Raw genomic sequence first — 18152 nt, 5'->3', positions numbered from 1 at the left:
CAGAAACAGGAAGGGCCGATTTTTTATTGATTACCGGGTCCCTTTCATTAGGGGGCTGAGCCGAAAATAGGATGGCATGTCCGGAACTTAAGCTGGTCTAATCCGGCTCATTCAAGAATGTCCGGAAAAATCATTTACGTTTTGTTCCTTACTAACCTTTTCCAATTCCCAAACGAAAACCCTTTATTTTGCTCCGCCTCTTTTGCAAGTCTGCTTTTATCATAGACAAGTTTAGGGAATAGAGTCAATCGGAGAAAGTGTCGAATGGAAATTATTTTGCAAAAAAAAAGAAAAGATCACTCTAAAACACAAAAAACGAAGCCTCCTCTCCATAAAGGGAGATCAGCTTCGTTTCATATTGCTTATTACAGATATAGACATTGGTCTATCCATGTCACATCTCACTGCAATCTATAGCCCAGTCTTGTTATGCTGAATTTTAAGTTTTCGTTGACTCATGACGGCAAGGCGGCGTTTCAATTCGCTCTCCCATTTCTCATCCTTCATTTCCTTGGCGAGCCGTAGCAGATCAAGTGACATATCAATCTGACGCTGAACAATCACCATTGCATCTTCACTTTCACGGTTTACGCAATTTTCGAAGATGGCATCCTCGTCTTCTGTCACATAGTCTTGAAAATCAATCTCAGAAGCCCCATCGCCATGCGCATATTCAGCAAGAATTTCATATTCATTCTCAACCTTGTAATGCACCTCAACCCGGTGACACACCGGACAAAACAGCAGGGGAACATTATGAACCTGGGTGCGGTAATGCTTCAGCGTGCCCTTCGTTCCCACCATACTTGCCCCACAACAGTAACTCATTTTTGTTCACCCTCCTTATTAGGTGCCGGGAATTTAGTCAATATACACCCGTGCACTTGAAAGACCTCCGAAAGGGAATCGTTCAAACAGTGTATCACATTCATATGCAAATTATAAATGCGGATTACCGGAATGACTTAAATTACCGGGTTTCCATACCCTATTCGCCTTACAAGCCTTCAATTCCTCTTTCTTTTATAAAAAAGAAGATCTTCTTCTATTACATTATTAACACGTCTGACAGCTTGTTCAAACACCTTTATTAAGTTAACGGTATATCTTTGAAAAAGGTTGCAAAAAGCCCTCAATCCCGAGGGGGATGAGGGCTTGAACATCAATCGTTCAAGTAAACCGGCTTACAGATTGCTGTCGCCTGGTTTCCAGTTCATTGCACACAATCCACCGGATTGAAGTGCTTGCAGTACGCGAAGTGTTTCTTCAACACTGCGGCCTACATCGTTGTGGTTAACGACTTGATATTTCAGTTCGCCTTCTGGATCGATGATGAACAGACCGCGCAATGCTACTCCTTCTTCTTCGATCAGAACGCCGTAATCTTTAGCTACTTGCTTCGTAATATCGGAAGCAAGCGGGAAGCTCAACTGACCAAGACCGTTGCTGTCTTTAGGGGTGTTGATCCATGCTTTGTGACTGTGTACGGAGTCTACGCTCACGCCAAGGATTTCTGTATCCAAAGCTTTGAATTGCTCGGAAGCATCGCTCAAAGCTGTAATTTCAGTTGGGCACACAAATGTGAAGTCCAAAGGATAAAAGAAGAATACGAGCCATTTGCCACGGTAATCGGACAGTTTAACGGAACCAAAATCTTGTCCGTCTCCTGATACTGTTTCCATTGCGAAATCTGGTGCTGGTCTACCAACCAAACGTTCTGCCATAACTAAAAATTCCTCCTTTGGGATTATGTAAGCATCCATATGGATTGCTCATCATCAGGATGCACACAGGGCGCTTGTCCTGTCATTAAATTGTTGATACTTGTTCTCAAGTACAAATAAAATGTTATCATCCGTACTTCTCAAAGTCAAGATTATAAACGTTATTTTTTTATAATAATTATAAATAAGAAATTTTCGTGCCGAATTCGAGTTGTAAATGAGAAAGGAACAGCCCTTTGCATTCTCCACTATTAGAAACCAAAAGACGGTCTACTAGGGCATCAAAGGGCTGTTTCTTATACGAACCACAGGACTGTAACCTGAGATCTGTTAATGTCTCAATAAGTGGACAAGGCTAAAACGAAACTTAAGCTTTTTTCTGAATAGCTGCAACAATCAGATCGCCCATCTCGGTCGTGCTGATCGCTTTGCTCTTATCAACAGCGATATCACTTGTACGGTGGCCCGCATTCAGCACGTTCGCTACCGCTTCTTCAATCGCATCTGCACCTTCTGCATAGCCAAACGTTGTACGGAACATCAACGCGAGTGACAAGATGGTAGCAATCGGGTTAGCCAAGCCTTGACCGGCAATATCCGGCGCTGAGCCGTGTACCGGTTCATACAGACCGAAACTTCCTTCACCTAGCGATGCCGAAGCGAGCATACCGATGGAGCCTGTCAGCATAGCCGCTTCATCACTCAATATGTCACCAAACATATTCTCTGTTACGATGACGTCAAAGCTTGCCGGACGACGCAGCAACTGCATCGCGCAATTGTCTACAAGCACATGCTCGAGTTCAACATCCGGGTAATCTGGAGCTACACGGTTAACGACTTCACGCCAGAGGCGGGAAGTTTCCAGTACGTTAGCTTTGTCGACAGAAGCCAGTTTTTTACGGCGACCTTGAGCGATCTCAAATGCTTGACGAACGATGCGCTCTACTTCCGCAACATTGTAAGCACAAGTGTCCACTGCCTCTTCACCTTGGGCACTTTCACGTCTGAACTTCTCACCGAAATAAATTCCGCCCGTCAGTTCACGAACAACCATCAGGTCTGTACCTTCAAGTACTTCCGGTTTCAGCGTGGATGCGTCTTTCAAACAGTCAAACACAACGGCAGGACGCAGGTTGGAGAACAATCCAAGCGCTTTACGAATACCCAGCAGTCCTGTTTCAGGACGCAACTCTTTACTGTTATTATCCCATTTCGGTCCACCTACTGCTCCAAGCAACACTGCATCTGCATTTTTACATACAGTCAATGTTTCTTCCGGAAGCGGCGTGCCCTTCTCGTCAATGGCAATACCACCAAACAGTGCGTGCCCTGTTTCAAAACGATAACCGAACACTTCCTCCGTACGTTTCAGAACTTTTTCCGCCTCGGCCACAACTTCAGGACCAATTCCGTCACCTGCGATTACTGCAATTTTTTTCACGTCTGCCATAGGTTGTCCACTCCTTCATTTTCATTCATCACTGATCCGCCCATGTTAGCGTTTCTGTGTAAACATCGTCTCATTAATAACTCTCTTCTTTGTATCATATTCTACGGTCATTTGACCAAGATATACAATCTATGACTTTAATAGTTTTTGCCTATAAGAAGGATCATTACAAGCACTTCGAAGTTGTTCGCCAGTTCAGGGTAAGGTAAAATATAGCTGAAATCAAATCAGGTATGCTGGAGGGATGTTTAACATGCAATATTCGTATTTGGGTAAATCAGGCCTTAAGGTCAGCCGTATCTGTCTCGGTACGATGAATTTTGGACCAGCCACGGACGAGAAAGAAGCTTTCCGCATTATGGACGCAGCGCTGGATGCCGGCGTTAACTTTTTTGATACCGCTAACATTTATGGCTGGGGTGAAAATTCCGGTCTCACCGAAGAAATCATCGGACGTTGGTTCAAACAAGGCGGAGGCAGACGTGAAAAGGTCGTGCTTGCCACCAAAGTCTACGGTTCCATGCATGATGAAACAGATGGCCCTAACAATGAAGCCGGTCTCTCCGCCTATAAAATCAGACGTCACCTTGAAGGCTCTCTTCAGCGTCTGCAAACCGATCATATTGAATTATACCAGATGCACCATGTCGACCCTGTTATCACATGGGACGAGTTGTGGGGTGCATTTGAACATGCAGTATACCAGGGCAAAATCGGATATGTCGGTTCAAGTAATTTTGCCGCGTGGCAGATCGCCCTTGCTCAGAGCGAAGCGAAAAACCGCCACTTCCTCGGCCTTGTATCTGAGCAACATAAATACAGCCTGAACTGCCGCCTGCCTGAACTGGAGGTATTACCGGCGGCTAAAGCCCTCGGGCTTGGCGTTATTCCATGGAGCCCGCTGGATGGCGGTTTGCTCGGACGCAATGCCTTACAGAAACTTGAAGGGACTCGCAGTGGAGGCATTGCAGAACGAATTGAGAAACATCAGACGCAGCTTGAGGATTTCGCCGCACTTTGCCGTGATCTTGGTGAGCCACAGGATACAGTTGCACTTGCCTGGGTAGCTGCCAATCCAGCTGTTACTGCGCCAATCATTGGTCCGCGCACACTGGAGCAATTCGAGACCGCCTTGAAATGTCTTGACATGACGCTCGATGAATCCACTCTTAACCGTTTGGATGAAATCTTCCCTGGTCCTGGCGGACACGCCCCTAACGCATACGCTTGGTAAATTTACAATAAAAAAAGTCTGACCCTTGTTGGACTGTACTCATAGATAGACTTCATCACGTCTACACTAAAGGTACATTTGACTCCAGAAGGGTCAGACTTTTTCACATGTTCGGCTTTAGCTTTACTATACCGACTATGGCTCTACTATACCGACCTAGTTAGCAGGTTTGTAAATTTGTACTTCAAGCACACCGTGCAGTACTTCTCTACAAATTGACGTTCACACGGTTGGTGTACGTTTTACGTTTCTCAATGAGTTGGTTCAAGCCGTCAACATACGCACGAGCGCTAGCACCGAGAATATCTGTGCTCACACCGCGCCCTTGAACAGAAACTTGATTTTGGGTAAGGACAACATGTACTTCACCAAGTGCGTCTTTACCGTGTGTTACGGATTTGATGGAATAGTCCGATAGCGTTACTTCTTCTCCGCTCACCTGATCAATAGCGTTATAGATCGCATCCACCGAACCATTACCTTCTGCCTGTTTTTCCACCGTCTCCCCATCCAGCGTAGCAATACGAACTTTCGCTGTAGGCACGGATTCATCACCGTACGTAACAAAGATCGATTCCAGTTTGTACACCTCAGGTGCATCCTGTAACTTTTCTTCGATTACGGCAAGCAGGTCTTCATCGGTAACTTCTTTTTTCTTGTCTGCCAGATCTTTAAATTGTGCAAAAGCACGGTTCAATGCTTCATCATCCAGCTCATACCCAAGTTCAATCAAGCGTTCACGGAACGCGTGACGTCCGGAGTGTTTACCAAGCACTAGCTTGCTCTCTTTGAGACCGATCGTTTCTGGCGTCATGATCTCGTAGGTTGTTTTTTCCTTCAACATACCATCCTGGTGAATACCGGATTCATGAGCAAAGGCATTAGCTCCAACGATTGCTTTGTTGCCAGGAACAACCATACCGGTCAAACGGCTAACCAAGCGGCTGGTACGTGCGATCTCGGACAACTGCAGTGTCGTTTTCGCCTGGAAAAACTCCTGACGTGTTTCGAGTGCCATCGCAATTTCTTCAATCGCGGTGTTGCCTGCACGCTCTCCGATGCCGTTAATCGTACCTTCAATCTGATCAGCGCCGTTCAAAATGGCGGCAAGCGTATTCGCTGTTGCCATCCCCAGATCGTTGTGACAGTGTGCACTCAGCTGAACTTTATCGATGTTATGAACATTTTCTTTCAGATGTTTAAAAATATTCCCGTATTCATATGGGCTCAGGTAACCGACCGTATCTGGAATGTTAACGACAGAAGCACCCTCTTCAACTGCCATATTTACCATTTCCACGAGGAAATCATACTCGGTACGTCCTGCATCCTCCAGGGAAAACTCAATCTTGGAAAATGTCTTCTTCGCATAACGAATCGCAGAGCGAGCCGTGTCCAGAACCTGCCCTTTATCCATGCGCAACTTGTGCTGGCGATGGATTGGCGAAGTGGCCAGAAATACGTGAATGCACGGGTCTTCTGCACCTTTAAGCGCTTCTTTCACCGCATCAATATCCTGCTCTCTGGAGCGGGACAAACCGATCACCGTAATATTTTTAACCGCTTTCGCTACGGCGTTAACTGCGGCCAAGTCACCCGGAGATGCTGCTGGGAAACCTGCTTCCATCCGGTCAATGCCAAGACGCTCCAGTTGATGGGCAATCTCCACCTTCTCGCGAGTGTTCAGATTGACTCCTGGAGATTGTTCTCCATCACGCAGCGTTGTGTCAAATACATAGATTTTACGCACCTTCGCACCCCCTGCATATTATTCATTTCTGTAAACCAGAATAGCGGCTCACGCATAAGCACGGCCGCTATTTCCAGTTCACGCTGTAAGTTGCTCGAATTCCTTAAGATGCTTGTTCAAAAAGTGAACGGAATCGTTGCTTACTTTTTGATCCAGTGCATCATTTCACGCAATTGTCCGCCAACCACTTCGATTGGGTGTTCAGCTTCGTTACGACGTGTTGCTGTCAAGAATGCACGGCCGGATTGGTTTTCCAAGATGAAGTCACGTGCGAATTTACCTTGTTGGATATCGGAAAGCACTTCTTTCATTGCTTTCTTCGTATCTTCAGTAACGACGCGAGGTCCAGTTACATAGTCACCATATTCCGCAGTGTTACTGATGGAATCACGCATGCTTGCAAGACCACCTTCGTACATCATGTCAACGATCAGTTTCAATTCGTGCAGACACTCGAAGTACGCCATTTCTGGAGCATATCCAGCTTCTGTCAACGTTTCGAATCCAGCTTTAACGAGGGCACTTACACCGCCACACAGAACCGCTTGTTCACCGAACAAGTCTGTTTCTGTTTCTTCACGGAAGGAAGTTTCGATAACACCTGCACGTGTACAGCCGATTCCTTTAGCATAAGCGAGACCGATGTCTTTCGCTTTACCAGTCGCATCTTTTTCGATCGCGATCAGACCAGGAACACCGAATCCTTCTACATAGGTACGACGTACCATGTGACCAGGGGACTTAGGAGCTACCAGCAATACATCGCTGTCTTTTGGAGCAACGATTTGGCCGAAGTGAACGTTGAAACCGTGAGAGAAGAGCAATGCTGCGCCTTTTTTCAGGTTTGGTTCGATTTCGTTTTTGTATACAGAAGCTTGTGTTTCATCCGGCAGCAAGATTTGAACCACATCTGCACGGCTAGTTGCTTCAGCCGGAGACAACACTTCAAACCCATCATTTTTAGCAGCGTCAAAAGATTTACCTTCACGAAGTCCGATGACTACGTTCAATCCGCTGTCACGCAGGTTTTGTGCCTGAGCATGACCTTGGCTACCATATCCGATCACCGCGATCGTTTTTCCTTTCAATACGCTAAGCTCTGCATCCTGTTCATAATAAGTAGTTACTGGCATGTTATAAGTCCTCCTTTGTATTGTAAAGAACCCTTCATTAATGAGCGGGTGTCTCAATGGACCGGTCAACCTCACATTTTTTAAAAAATTACCTGATCAATGCTGATTATCGCCGCTTCTGATCCGATCCGTTCAGACACCCGCTCGTTAATGCGGGGGTGTGGCTCTCTTTTCAAGCGTTACATCACTAAAATGTTACTTTACAGCAGTTACTGGACTGACACATTTGGATCAGATAGCATTTATTTTACGCTAACTGAGCATTTTCACAAGTAAATCATTGTGTTCATGTATGGATCAGCCCATCTTGATTTCATTATACCTCTATACGTTGCCTCGTACCAATGCTGTTACGCCTGTACGGGACAATTCACGAATGCCATATGGCTTGAGCAGTTCGATCATCGCATCAATTTTGTCTGTATCACCAACGGCCTGTACCATCAGACTTGCTGGGCCTACATCGACAACCGATGCACGGAAGGTTTCCACCACACCCAAAATTTCCGGACGCTCCGAGGGCTCTGCCTTCACCTTGATCAGCGCGAGTTCACGAGCAACCATCGGTTTCAAGCTAAAGTCAACCACTTTGATAACATCAATAATTTTATACAGCTGTTTTTCAATCTGTTCGAGTGTTTTGTCGTCACCAATCGTAACAATGACCATTCGGGAAAGTCCTGGCTCTTCAGATTGACCTACTGTAATGCTTTCGATGTTATACCCGCGTCGACCAAACAATCCGGATACACGCTGAAGGACACCTGGCTGGTCATTAACCAATATCGAAATCGTATGTCTTATCATTCTTCAGCATCTCCCATCAGCATTTGATCGATTGTTGCTCCTTGCGGAACCATTGGATATACATTCTCATCCTTACGTACAACGAATTCTACAACTACTGGCCCTGGCGTATCCAAAGCTTCCTGCCATGCACGCTCGGCTTCTTCCTTGTTCGTTGCCCGCAGTCCCTTCACTCCATAAGCTTCAGCCAACTTCACAAAATCAGGGCTTCCTGCCAGATCAATGTGACTGTAGCGATTTTCGTAAATCAGTTCCTGCCACTGACGAACCATACCAAGTACTTCGTTGTTAATAATTACAATTTTAACTGGAATGTTATTGATCGCACAGATTGCCAGTTCCTGAGAACACATCTGCATCCCGCCGTCCCCATTAATGGAGATTACCAGTCGATCCGGATTAGCCATTTGTGCACCGATCGCAGATGGGAATCCAAAGCCCATTGTTCCAAGTCCACCTGAAGTAACCCATGAACGCGGTTGATTAAATTTGTAGTATTGTGCTGCCCACATTTGATGTTGTCCAACGTCCGTTGTTACGATTGCTTCACCTTTTGTGGTGTCGTTCAACAATTCAACAACCCATTGCGGCTTTAACACTTCATCCGAATCCGTGTAGCTATACGGCTTTTCCTGTTTCCACTGTTTGATCTGATCTCTCCAGGCATCTGCACGTTCAGCACGTCCAACTTCCTTGTTTGCAATCTCCAGTACTGTTTTCACATCGCCTACAATTGGAATATCAGTCGCAATGTTTTTGCCGATCTCTGCAGGATCAATGTCGATATGGACAATTTTCGCGTGTGGTGCGAATCCGTCCAGCTTACCCGTTACCCGGTCATCAAATCGTGCACCGATGTTGATGAGCAAGTCCGATTGCTGAATGGCCATGTTCGACGTGTAGGTTCCGTGCATTCCCGGCATTCCAGTCCAAAGCTCATGTCCACTTGGAAAAGCTCCAAGTCCGAGAAGTGTTGTTGTGATCGGGATGCCCGTCTTCTCCACAAACTCGAAAAGCGCTTCGTGTCCGCCAGAGTAAACTACACCGCCACCTGCAATAATCATTGGTCGCTCTGCTTCCTGAATGGCCTGTGCCAAGCGATCCACCTGCAGTTTATTCGGTACCGTGCGTGGATTGTACCCTCTCAATATAACAGGTTCAGTGCTCGGTTCAAACAACGTTTTGTTTGCCGATACATCTTTTGGAATATCGATCAGTACAGGTCCTTTACGTCCGGTATTAGCAATATGGAATGCCTCATGAATGATGCCCGCCAGGTCTTTTACATCTTTCACCAGATAACTGTGTTTGGTGATCGGCATTGTAATACCAGTGATATCCGCTTCCTGGAAAGCATCCGAGCCGATTAAGCTGGAATTGACATTACCCGTAATGACAACCAGTGGTACGGAATCCATATATGCCGTTGCAATTCCTGTAACGAGGTTCGTTGCACCTGGACCGGAGGTCGCGATACATACGCCGACTTTTCCACTTGCTCGTGCATAACCGTCAGCCGCATGAATGGCACCTTGCTCGTGACGAGTTAGAACGTGTTTGAAATCTTCAAAGCCATACATCGCATCGTAAATGTACAATACCGCACCGCCCGGATAACCGAAGACACAGTCCACACCTTCAAGCAGCAAACTTCTTAGCAAAATCTCGGAACCGCTAATGACCTCCGGCTTCATCCATCTTTCACGTAATTCATCTGTCGATCGTACTTCTGGAATTTGAGCTCCCATTAGTCATCCTCCTCTCGAAATTTACACCATTCTGACATAAAAAGGTACAAAAAAACCTTCCATCCCTGCAAACAAGTTCATGCTTGCGAGGGACGAAAGGTTATCGCTTCCGTGGTACCACCCAACTTTGTCCGAAATTTCGCAATAACGGACCTTACCAGGTATAACAAAACGATGTACAAACGACGTAGTCGTCTCCCATACCTGTTGTCTGTAACGCAGACTTACGATTCCCCCTAATACGCATGGATTTGACGTTCCAATGCTTTTCAGGAAAACAGCTCCGAGGTGAGCTCGTATATAAGGGGTAATGGTGGTGGTTTCAGCAAATCCATCCACTCTCTGAGCAAAAGAGCCCTTAAAACTTCGTCCTCTTCATAGCCGATGAAATATTCTCGTTAAATGTTAGGAACATTATATGATTCCTCTAACCGATAAGTCAATACCTGTTTTTGATAAAAATATGCTAACCACATTTACACACGCTCTCCACTCTATGATTGCCTCAATGTCCGGCCTTCATGCAGTCACCTTTTATCACGCCCCAGGCATAAGATATACAGGCCGCACGACTGGCCTTGAAAGGAGGCCCCGCATGATCATTCGTCAGCGTTCATCCAAGCTGGATGACGGAGCAATTATGAAGCTGATTGACACACAGCTTGTTCCTTTATCACATATGAGCGAGAAGGAAATCCATAAAATACGCAAAGAAATACCCCTGCGAATGAACAGGGGCATGACCTTTGTAATCTCGCCGGAGCCAAATAAACCTGCTGTGGCATTCATTCATTTTCTCATGCATGGAGAACTGCTTTACGTAGATATGATGGCCGTTAGTTCGAAAGAGCAACGAAAGCGTTACGGACAGACGTTACTGCATGAAGCAGAGAACTTTGCAGCATCCCGTGGTTGCAAAAAATCCAAAGTCATGGTGGATGAAGGCAATATCAAGGGGAATCAATTCTATCAAAAAAATGGATATCAAAACCTGAGATATATCCTGATCAGTCGCTGTTACGAAATGGAAAAAAGACTCTAGTCGTTTTTAGAAAAATCCAGGCGGTCTCGATCCGGGACCATAAGGACCATATCCTGGGCCTGGGCCGTAACCCGGTCCAGGTCCATAACCAGGGCCGTACCCTGGGCAACAATCAGGTTTCGGACCTGGACCGTAACCAGGGCCAAATCCAGGGCCTTGGCCATAAGCGTAAGGTAAGGTCGCAATGGCCAGCAGATCAAATAATACCAAAGGCAAGATGGCTTTGGTACGTACTTTTTTTCCACCTAAACGCTTGAGAACGAGTTTGTTACCTGATACTTTTAACAGTTTCCCCGTAACCCGAGTACCGTCTTTTTTGACCGCAACTATGTTTTTGCCTATAAGTTTCATCGCTTCAGTACGCGTAACCTGTTTTCTCATACTATCCCTCCTCCTCGGATCATTCAAAACAGTGTATTCGTCCATGACCGAATTCGCCTGTTTCTTTGTCCCTACCGAAAAAGTTGGGTACTACAATGGAGCGCACAAAAAAAAGACCCGCTCAAAATCGCAGGTCTTTTCTCGAAATTATGTTTTGGAAACCAGATGATATCCGGTTTGCTAAAGTTACCTTTTACCAGGATCATACGGTTCGCCCAGCGCAGATGGAGCCGAAGAACGTCCAACCGCAGCCACCAGAACGATGATCGTAAGCAAATAAGGCAACATGAAAATAATTTCCTGGGGAATACTCTGTGACCATTCAAACAATTGCACATAGTTACGGATCGCTTGAGAGAATCCAAAAAATACAGCCGCGCCGAAAGCACCGATTGGATTCCATTTACCAAAGATCATCGCTGCAATCGCAATGTAACCTTGACCGGAAACGGTATTATGCGAAAACGTACCTGTTGTTGTCAATGTAATGGCTGCTCCGCCAATCGCCGCAAGCGCACCACTGATCATAACAGCAACGTAACGGTAACGACGAACTTTAACCCCGACAGTATCCGCCGCGCTTGGATGTTCACCTACAGAACGCAGACGAAGTCCAAACGGTGTTTTAAACATAATGTAATATGTCAGGAATACAAACAAAATCGCTAGGTAAGTCGTTGGATATACATTTTTGAAAAATGCTTCTCCAAGCAAAGGAATGTTTTCGAGAAACGGCACATTAAATTTGCTGAAGCCTTGTACCAAAGGTGAATCACCTGAACCTTCAAACAGCAGTTTTACCAGATACAGTGTACTTCCTGCCGCTAAAAAGTTAATGACGATACCACTGATGATCTGATCAGCTTTAAACGTAATGGATGCTACCGCGTGAATAAGTGAAACGAGTACACCAAGCACGATGGCAAGCAGTACCCCCATCCACGCCGATGTTGTCCCGCCCATACCCGCTTCTTGGGCATAGTGAGCACCAATACCGGCCGCGAACGCACCAAACACCATGAAACCTTCAAGTCCAAGGTTTGTTACCCCAGATTTTTCCGAGAATATCCCGCCAAGGGAAGCAAAAATCAATGCCGTAGCAAAGACAAGCGTCGTATTGATAATTTGCCCGATTGTCAACAAGTCCATCTACAACACCTTCTCTTTCTTGCGCTTGGAATAGAACGGTTTAAGTACCCAGCGCACGATGCCTTGTGCGGCAATGAAGAAGATAATCGAACCGATGACAATCCGAATAATCTCAGGTGGTACATCCGCAGCAAAGCTCATTCCTGCAGAACCGTAAGTAAGCGTACCGAAGAGCAACGCACCAAGTAACACTCCAAACGGATGATTTAGACCAATCAAAGCAACTGCGATCCCGTCAAACCCGGTGCCTGGAGAACCTGACATTACGGTCTGATACTGGAATACCCCGAGAACCTGGAATGCTCCGCCAAGCCCTGCGAGCATGCCACTGATAAACATCGCTTTGACGATATTCCGATTAACATGCATACCTGCATATTCCGCTGCATTCGGGTTATAACCGACGGCACGGATTTCATATCCCTGCTTTGTTTTCCACATGTAGATATAAAAGAGCACTGCCATTACAAGAGCAATCAACGTTCCCATATGAACACGTGAATTGCCCATCAACTCAGAAAGCCAAGTCAGACTGATAGAGGCCGACTCGCTGATATCAACGGAGCGGTTCTCCCCTTGCAAAAGCAAAAATTGACGCACGATCAGATTGGCTAAATATAAACCAATCCAGTTCAGCATAATACTACTGATAACTTCATTGACCCCGCGTGCAGCTTTCAGGTAACCAGCAATTGCTGCCCAGAGCCCACCAAATACCGCACCCGCAATTAGCGCCAGTGGTGCATGAATATAAATAGGCAGACCAGTAAACTTCACACCTACAAACGTAGCTGCTGTCATCCCTACGAGAAACTGTCCTTCGCCCCCGATATTAAACAACCCGGCACGAGCCGCAAAAGCAAAAGCAAGGCCCGTCATAATGAGCGGAGTCATTTCCCGCACAGCTTCCCCGAAGTTGTACATGTCACCAAATACTTTTTTGAATAAAGCACCGTATGCTTCAAACGGGTTATATCCACCAATTAACATAACAATTCCGCCGAGAATAAGTCCCATTAGAATTGCTACAACAGGCAAAATAAACGAATCTCGGGTAAACCATTTTAACACTTTATTCATGCACAGTACCTCTCTTTTGGGTGCTGCCCGCCATCATCAAGCCAAGCTCCCTGTCATTGGTTTCTTCCGGCAGCACCTCGCCAACGATCTGTCCTTCATAGATAACCGCGATGCGGTCTGAAACGTTCATAATCTCATCGAGTTCGAACGAAATCAATAAAACAGCCTTCCCCTGATCGCGCTGAGCAATCAATTGCTTTTGCACGAACTCGATAGCCCCTACGTCCAATCCACGTGTTGGCTGGGCAGCAATCAGCAATTCAGGATTTTTATCCACTTCACGGGCTATAATGGCTTTCTGCTGGTTTCCTCCCGACAAGGAACGTGCTTTCGTCTCGATACTCGGTGTTCGCACATCGAATGCTTCTACCAGCCGCTTGGCCTGCTTTTTAATCGCATCAAAATTCAGGAAACCTTTGCGCGTATACGGCTCCTTGTAATATGATTCCAGAACGATATTTTCACTCACCGAAAAATCCAGAACAAGCCCATGCTTATGTCGATCCTCCGGAATATGAGCAACGCCCGCTTCTGAGATGTGACGAGGAGAGTGATTGGAAAGCTCTTTTCCTTGCAAACGGATCGATCCGCTATCCACTTTGCGCAAACCTGTCAAGGCTTCAATCAATTCACTTTGACCGTTACCGTCTACCCCGGCAATACCAACAATCTCTCCAGCACGCACATTTAAGTTCAGATCGTTCAGAACCGCGATACCTTCTTTATTTTTGGCCATCAGCTTGCTGACCTCAAGTACATTGGCTCCAGGTGTGGCAGGCTTCTTATCCACTTTAAACGTAACGTTTCGGCCAACCATTTTTTCTGCAAGTTCATTCGGATTGGTTTCCGAAGTTTTGACCGAATCAATGACTTTACCACGACGAATAATCGTAACCGTATCCGAAATTTCCATAATTTCTTTCAGCTTGTGCGTAATCAGAATGATCGACTTACCTTCAGCGACAAGCTTTTTCATGATGACCATCAGCTCTTTGATTTCTTGTGGTGTCAGTACTGCTGTTGGTTCATCAAAGATCAAAATGTCCGCACCGCGATATAGCGTTTTAACAATCTCAACACGCTGCTGCATGCCGACAGAAATATCGTGAATTTTGGCGTGAGGATTTACTTTGAGTCCATATTGCTCGGACAAGCGCTGTACTTCTGCAGCGGCCTTTTTATAGTTAATATTGAGACCCTTAGTAGGCTCGGATCCCAAAATAATGTTCTCTGTTACCGTGAACGGCTGCACAAGCTTAAAGTGCTGATGCACCATACCGATGCCAAGATCGATCGCCCGGTTTGGACTGTCAATGATGACAGGTTTGCCATTCACTTCAATGGAACCTTCATCTGGCTGATAGAGACCAAAAACAATGTTCATCAATGTTGACTTACCAGCGCCGTTTTCGCCCAGTAGAGCATGAATTTCGCCTTTCTGAAGCTGAAGGCTGATGGCGTCGTTGGCAACAATGCCTGGGAAACGCTTCGTTATCTGTTTCAACTCAACGACGGGGGTTGCTGCACCCATGTAATCACCCTTATAACTGATATAGTTTGGTTCCGCAAACGAAAGAAAAGCTCCTACTCGGAGCACTATTGCAATGGTTAGATTGTACAAATGTTATAATGCCTTGATCAAATGTTCCTGGCTTTACAATCACAAGGCCGGTCAAGACCGGCCCGGATGATTATAATACAGCAGATATCAAAATGACTACGAATTCGTATTACTCAGTAGGTACTTTGATTTCGCCGCTGATGATTTTTTCTTTGTATTCGTCAACTTTAGCCAGAACTTCTGGTGATACATTTTTACTGGAAGTATCCGCAATGCCAACGCCGTTTTCTTTCAGCGTCAGATTCTCAGATCCACCCGCGAATGTACCGTCAACAACTTCTTTATTCACGCGTTTAACCGCTTCGTCTACTTTTTTGATCATGGAAGTCAGTGTCACTTCATCGCCAAATTCAAGGGATTGGTCTTTATCCACACCGATAACCCATACATCTTGACCTTGTTTTTTACGAGCAATCGCTTCATTGAACACGCCGTTACCTGTTGCACCGGAAGCGTGGAAAATGATGTCAACGCCTTTGTTGTACAATGTAGCTGCAGCTGCTTTACCCAAGTCAGGCTTGTCAAAAGCACCTGTGTAGTTAGAGATGAATTCAGCTTTAGGGTTTACTGCTTTAACCCCTTCTCTGAAACCAACTTCAAACTTTTTGATCAGTGGACTATCCATACCACCTACGAAACCAACTTTGTTTGTTTTGGTGCTAAGACCAGCAACAACACCAACAAGATAAGAACCTTCTTCTTCAGCGAACGTTACGGATTTCACGTTAGCTGCATCCACTACGCTGTCGATGATCGCCAGTTTAGAGTCAGGGTTTTGCTCTGCTACCGTTTTGATCGCATCAGCCAGTTGGAAACCAATACCCCAAGTGAGATCATATCCACCTTTAACAAATTCGTTCAAGTTTGGAATATATTCTTCATCGGATTTACTTTGCAGATATTTAACTTTAGCACCTGTTTCAGTTTCGGTTGCTTGCAGTGCTTCCCAAGCCGATTGGTTAAAGGATTTGTCGTTCACGCCGCCTACGTCAGTAACCATACCGATTTGAACATCGGATTTGGCTTCAGTGGAAGTTCCACCATTGTCTCCTCCGGCATTTGTTTCTTCTTTTGGTTTGCTTCCGCATCCTGCGAGCATAACCGATACTGCCAGCAACATTACCAGAGACAGGCTAAGCATTTTTTTCATTTCTCTTTTTCCCCCTTAATAATATGTCCCTTTCAAATCTCGTCTGCATTGCACGGATCAACAGATATAAAGAACAGGTTAGAAAGCGAAATGTTTCGCCAATGGCTCACTAAAAGCGCATTCTTTTGCTCGATGCATCTGTTCATCTGTCGAAAAGCCGAACATTATGACCCGAAAAGAAAAATTTAGGACTGGCCTACTAGAGGTGATTATACAATCAACCAGTGTTAAAATCCAGATGTATAATCACCAAAAAGCACTTATTTTTGTACTTTTTTTATTGAAAGCGCTTAATAATTTAACGTTTTAATACACTAACGTTACAACGATGTGATGTTATATAACAAAAATATCACACCTACTTCTAAATTTTCGTAAAACCACTCTAATTCATTTGTATTATTGCACCGTTCGTGTTTTATGTAATGCCATGCTGTGTTATTCACCAACGGCGCTCGCACTCTGCTATCACTTCCAGCTTTTGCGATAAGTTTAGGTTGTTCTTCCTAAGCCGTTTTTATTCTCCAGTCCGTAAAAAAAGCCGCCATAGGTACGGCGGCTTACTTCATACAGATTTAAGCGTTGATTTTACCTTTAGCTACAGTAGCCAAAGAGTTGAACGCATTGATGTCATTAACGGCCAGATCAGCCAGCATTTTGCGGTTCATGTCTACACCAGCAAGTTTCAATCCGTGGATCAATTTGTTGTAAGACAAACCGTTCATACGTGCTGCAGCATTGATACGAACGATCCACAGTCTGCGGAAGTTACGTTTTGTGTTGCGACGGTCACGGTATGCGTATACCAGGGATTTCATTACTTGCTCATTAGCTGTTTTAAAGATACGGTGTTTGGAACCGAAATAACCTCTTGCCAGTTTCAAAACCTTTTTATGACGACGACGTACTACAAAACCGCCTTTTACTCTTGCCATATTAAAGAACCTCCCAAATAAATATAAATGTATCCGTGGTATGTGTATGGCCGAAGCCAATCCCCCGTACGGAATCTACTATTTTGAATTAACCTTTCAGGTTAGCCAAACCTTGTTTCAAACGTCTCACGTCACCAGCAGCCATTACAGGGTTGCCGTTCAGAACGCGCTTAGCACGTTTGGATTTGTGAGAAAGCAAGTGGTTTTTGTGAGCTTTGTAACGAAGGACTTTACCGGAACCGGTAATTTTGAAGCGTCCTTTCAAACTGCTGTGTGTTTTCATTTTAGGCATGTTGTGTTTCCTCCTCCAATGTTATCAGGCTTTAGGAGCCAAGATCATAATCATACTGCGGCCTTCCAGTTTCGGTTGACGTTCAACGGTACAAAGTTCTGCAACTTCTACCTTAACGCGTTCCAAAATCCGTTGACCAATAGACGCATGTGCAATCTCACGTCCGCGATAACGAACGGAGCATTTCACTTTGTCGCCTTCTTTCAAAAACTTAACTACATTACGAAGCTTCGTTTGATAATCGTGCTCCTCAATATTGGAACGGAACCATACTTCTTTAATGTCAACAATTTTCTGGTTCTTACGGGCTTCTTTTTCTTTCTTTTGTTGCTCATAGCGGAATTTGCCATAGTCCATGATGCGGCACACCGGCGGTTTAGCCTGTGGGGCCACATTAACCAGGTCCAAGTTCAGGTCAATTGCCATTTGAAGTGCTTCACGAATGGGAGTGATCCCGATTTGTTCTCCTTCAGCTCCGACAAGGCGTACTTCCTTCGCCCGAATCTCGTCATTAATCATGTGATCTTTACTAATAACCGTCCACCTCCAGGTCATTTTGAATATCCTGTTACACAAAAATAAAAGGGATGCCGGTCAAGCTACCGACATCCCTGTAATCAACACAATTCTTCATGAGTATACACTTCATAAAT

At 45.3% G+C, this 18152-nt stretch carries 17 protein-coding genes; 2 read left to right on the top strand and 15 right to left on the bottom strand.

The window, feature by feature from the left end; all coding sequences use genetic code 11:
• Positions 1–411: 411 nt before the first annotated feature.
• The 3 genes from BLQ13_RS17045 to leuB form a co-directional block, all read right to left on the bottom strand.
• Complete coding sequence (locus tag BLQ13_RS17045; protein WP_090922221.1) at positions 412–828, bottom strand: hypothetical protein; 417 nt, start codon at positions 826–828, stop codon at positions 412–414.
• A gap of 356 nt (positions 829–1184) precedes the next feature.
• Entirely contained in the window at positions 1185–1724 is a 540-nt protein-coding gene (locus BLQ13_RS17040) for a peroxiredoxin (RefSeq protein ID WP_090922219.1), read from the bottom strand.
• 367 nt (positions 1725–2091) lie between these two features.
• Positions 2092–3177: a 3-isopropylmalate dehydrogenase gene (gene leuB, locus BLQ13_RS17035; RefSeq protein ID WP_090922217.1), complete on the bottom strand. Its 1086-nt coding sequence runs from the start codon at positions 3175–3177 to the stop codon at positions 2092–2094.
• Between the two features lie 253 nt (positions 3178–3430).
• Here leuB and BLQ13_RS17030 point away from each other — a divergent pair, with 253 nt between their 5' ends.
• Positions 3431–4411: an aldo/keto reductase gene (locus tag BLQ13_RS17030; protein ID WP_090922215.1), complete on the top strand. Its 981-nt coding sequence runs from the start codon at positions 3431–3433 to the stop codon at positions 4409–4411.
• Between the two features lie 208 nt (positions 4412–4619).
• Here BLQ13_RS17030 and BLQ13_RS17025 read toward each other — a convergent pair whose 3' ends face one another.
• The 4 genes from BLQ13_RS17025 to ilvB all read right to left on the bottom strand — a co-directional run bounded on the left by BLQ13_RS17025 (position 4620) and on the right by ilvB (position 9849).
• Positions 4620–6161 carry a 2-isopropylmalate synthase gene (locus BLQ13_RS17025; protein WP_090922213.1) on the bottom strand — a complete coding sequence of 514 codons (1542 nt, stop codon included), beginning with the start codon at positions 6159–6161 and terminating at the stop codon, positions 4620–4622.
• Between the two features lie 140 nt (positions 6162–6301).
• Positions 6302–7294, bottom strand: coding sequence for a ketol-acid reductoisomerase (gene ilvC, locus BLQ13_RS17020; protein WP_090922211.1), 993 nt, complete (start codon positions 7292–7294; stop codon positions 6302–6304).
• 324 nt (positions 7295–7618) lie between these two features.
• A complete protein-coding gene (gene ilvN, locus BLQ13_RS17015; protein ID WP_090922209.1) occupies positions 7619–8101 on the bottom strand; it encodes an acetolactate synthase small subunit in 483 nt (160 codons plus the stop codon).
• The gene (ilvB, locus tag BLQ13_RS17010) at positions 8098–9849 is read right to left on the bottom strand and encodes a biosynthetic-type acetolactate synthase large subunit (protein WP_090922207.1); all 1752 of its coding nucleotides are present in this window, start codon (positions 9847–9849) and stop codon (positions 8098–8100) included. The genes ilvN and ilvB overlap by 4 nt, the downstream gene beginning before the upstream one ends.
• A 598-nt stretch (positions 9850–10447) precedes the next feature.
• Here ilvB and BLQ13_RS17005 point away from each other — a divergent pair.
• Positions 10448–10891 carry a GNAT family N-acetyltransferase gene (locus tag BLQ13_RS17005; protein WP_373323213.1) on the top strand — a complete coding sequence of 148 codons (444 nt, stop codon included), beginning with the start codon at positions 10448–10450 and terminating at the stop codon, positions 10889–10891.
• 6 nt (positions 10892–10897) lie between these two features.
• Here BLQ13_RS17005 and BLQ13_RS17000 read toward each other — a convergent pair whose 3' ends face one another.
• From BLQ13_RS17000 to infC, 8 genes are all read right to left on the bottom strand, one after another.
• Positions 10898–11272: a hypothetical protein gene (locus BLQ13_RS17000; RefSeq protein ID WP_090922203.1), complete on the bottom strand. Its 375-nt coding sequence runs from the start codon at positions 11270–11272 to the stop codon at positions 10898–10900.
• A 186-nt stretch (positions 11273–11458) separates the two neighbouring features.
• Positions 11459–12421 (bottom strand): ABC transporter permease, encoded by a 963-nt coding sequence (locus BLQ13_RS16995; RefSeq protein ID WP_090922200.1) that lies wholly within the window; start codon positions 12419–12421, stop codon positions 11459–11461.
• On the bottom strand, positions 12422–13501 hold the full coding sequence (locus BLQ13_RS16990) for an ABC transporter permease (protein WP_090922198.1): 1080 nt from the start codon (positions 13499–13501) through the stop codon (positions 12422–12424).
• Positions 13494–15032, bottom strand: a complete 1539-nt coding sequence (locus BLQ13_RS16985; RefSeq protein WP_090922196.1) for an ABC transporter ATP-binding protein — start codon at positions 15030–15032, stop codon at positions 13494–13496. The genes BLQ13_RS16990 and BLQ13_RS16985 overlap by 8 nt, the downstream gene beginning before the upstream one ends.
• 199 nt (positions 15033–15231) lie before the next feature.
• Positions 15232–16272: a BMP family lipoprotein gene (locus BLQ13_RS16980; protein ID WP_090922194.1), complete on the bottom strand. Its 1041-nt coding sequence runs from the start codon at positions 16270–16272 to the stop codon at positions 15232–15234.
• Between the two features lie 575 nt (positions 16273–16847).
• Positions 16848–17207, bottom strand: coding sequence for a 50S ribosomal protein L20 (rplT, locus tag BLQ13_RS16975; RefSeq protein ID WP_017689664.1), 360 nt, complete (start codon positions 17205–17207; stop codon positions 16848–16850).
• Between the two features lie 88 nt (positions 17208–17295).
• Positions 17296–17499 carry a 50S ribosomal protein L35 gene (gene rpmI / locus BLQ13_RS16970; protein WP_017689665.1) on the bottom strand — a complete coding sequence of 68 codons (204 nt, stop codon included), beginning with the start codon at positions 17497–17499 and terminating at the stop codon, positions 17296–17298.
• Between the two features lie 24 nt (positions 17500–17523).
• Positions 17524–18018, bottom strand: coding sequence for a translation initiation factor IF-3 (gene infC / locus BLQ13_RS16965; protein WP_139168915.1), 495 nt, complete (start codon positions 18016–18018; stop codon positions 17524–17526).
• Positions 18019–18152 lie beyond the last annotated feature (134 nt).

This window comes from Paenibacillus polysaccharolyticus, assembly GCF_900102085.1.
Classification (GTDB): Bacteria; Bacillota; Bacilli; order Paenibacillales; family Paenibacillaceae; genus Paenibacillus; species Paenibacillus polysaccharolyticus.
This window is presented reverse-complemented; position numbering and strand designations above follow the sequence as displayed.

What these genes read in the sequence shown, in the direction of transcription:
- BLQ13_RS17045 (WP_090922221.1), bottom strand. Translation starts at nt 828, where the DNA reads ATGAGTTACTGTTGTGGGGCAAGTATGGTGGGAACGAAGGGCACGCTG.
- BLQ13_RS17040 (WP_090922219.1), bottom strand. Translation starts at nt 1,724, where the DNA reads ATGGCAGAACGTTTGGTTGGTAGACCAGCACCAGATTTCGCAATGGAA.
- leuB (WP_090922217.1), bottom strand. Translation starts at nt 3,177, where the DNA reads ATGGCAGACGTGAAAAAAATTGCAGTAATCGCAGGTGACGGAATTGGT.
- BLQ13_RS17030 (WP_090922215.1), top strand. Translation starts at nt 3,431, where the DNA reads ATGCAATATTCGTATTTGGGTAAATCAGGCCTTAAGGTCAGCCGTATC.
- ilvC (WP_090922211.1), bottom strand. Translation starts at nt 7,294, where the DNA reads ATGCCAGTAACTACTTATTATGAACAGGATGCAGAGCTTAGCGTATTG.
- ilvN (WP_090922209.1), bottom strand. Translation starts at nt 8,101, where the DNA reads ATGATAAGACATACGATTTCGATATTGGTTAATGACCAGCCAGGTGTC.
- ilvB (WP_090922207.1), bottom strand. Translation starts at nt 9,849, where the DNA reads ATGGGAGCTCAAATTCCAGAAGTACGATCGACAGATGAATTACGTGAA.
- BLQ13_RS17000 (WP_090922203.1), bottom strand. Translation starts at nt 11,272, where the DNA reads ATGAGAAAACAGGTTACGCGTACTGAAGCGATGAAACTTATAGGCAAA.
- BLQ13_RS16995 (WP_090922200.1), bottom strand. Translation starts at nt 12,421, where the DNA reads ATGGACTTGTTGACAATCGGGCAAATTATCAATACGACGCTTGTCTTT.
- BLQ13_RS16990 (WP_090922198.1), bottom strand. Translation starts at nt 13,501, where the DNA reads ATGAATAAAGTGTTAAAATGGTTTACCCGAGATTCGTTTATTTTGCCT.
- BLQ13_RS16985 (WP_090922196.1), bottom strand. Translation starts at nt 15,032, where the DNA reads ATGGGTGCAGCAACCCCCGTCGTTGAGTTGAAACAGATAACGAAGCGT.
- BLQ13_RS16980 (WP_090922194.1), bottom strand. Translation starts at nt 16,272, where the DNA reads ATGAAAAAAATGCTTAGCCTGTCTCTGGTAATGTTGCTGGCAGTATCG.
- rplT (WP_017689664.1), bottom strand. Translation starts at nt 17,207, where the DNA reads ATGGCAAGAGTAAAAGGCGGTTTTGTAGTACGTCGTCGTCATAAAAAG.
- rpmI (WP_017689665.1), bottom strand. Translation starts at nt 17,499, where the DNA reads ATGCCTAAAATGAAAACACACAGCAGTTTGAAAGGACGCTTCAAAATT.
- infC (WP_139168915.1), bottom strand. Translation starts at nt 18,018, where the DNA reads ATGATTAATGACGAGATTCGGGCGAAGGAAGTACGCCTTGTCGGAGCT.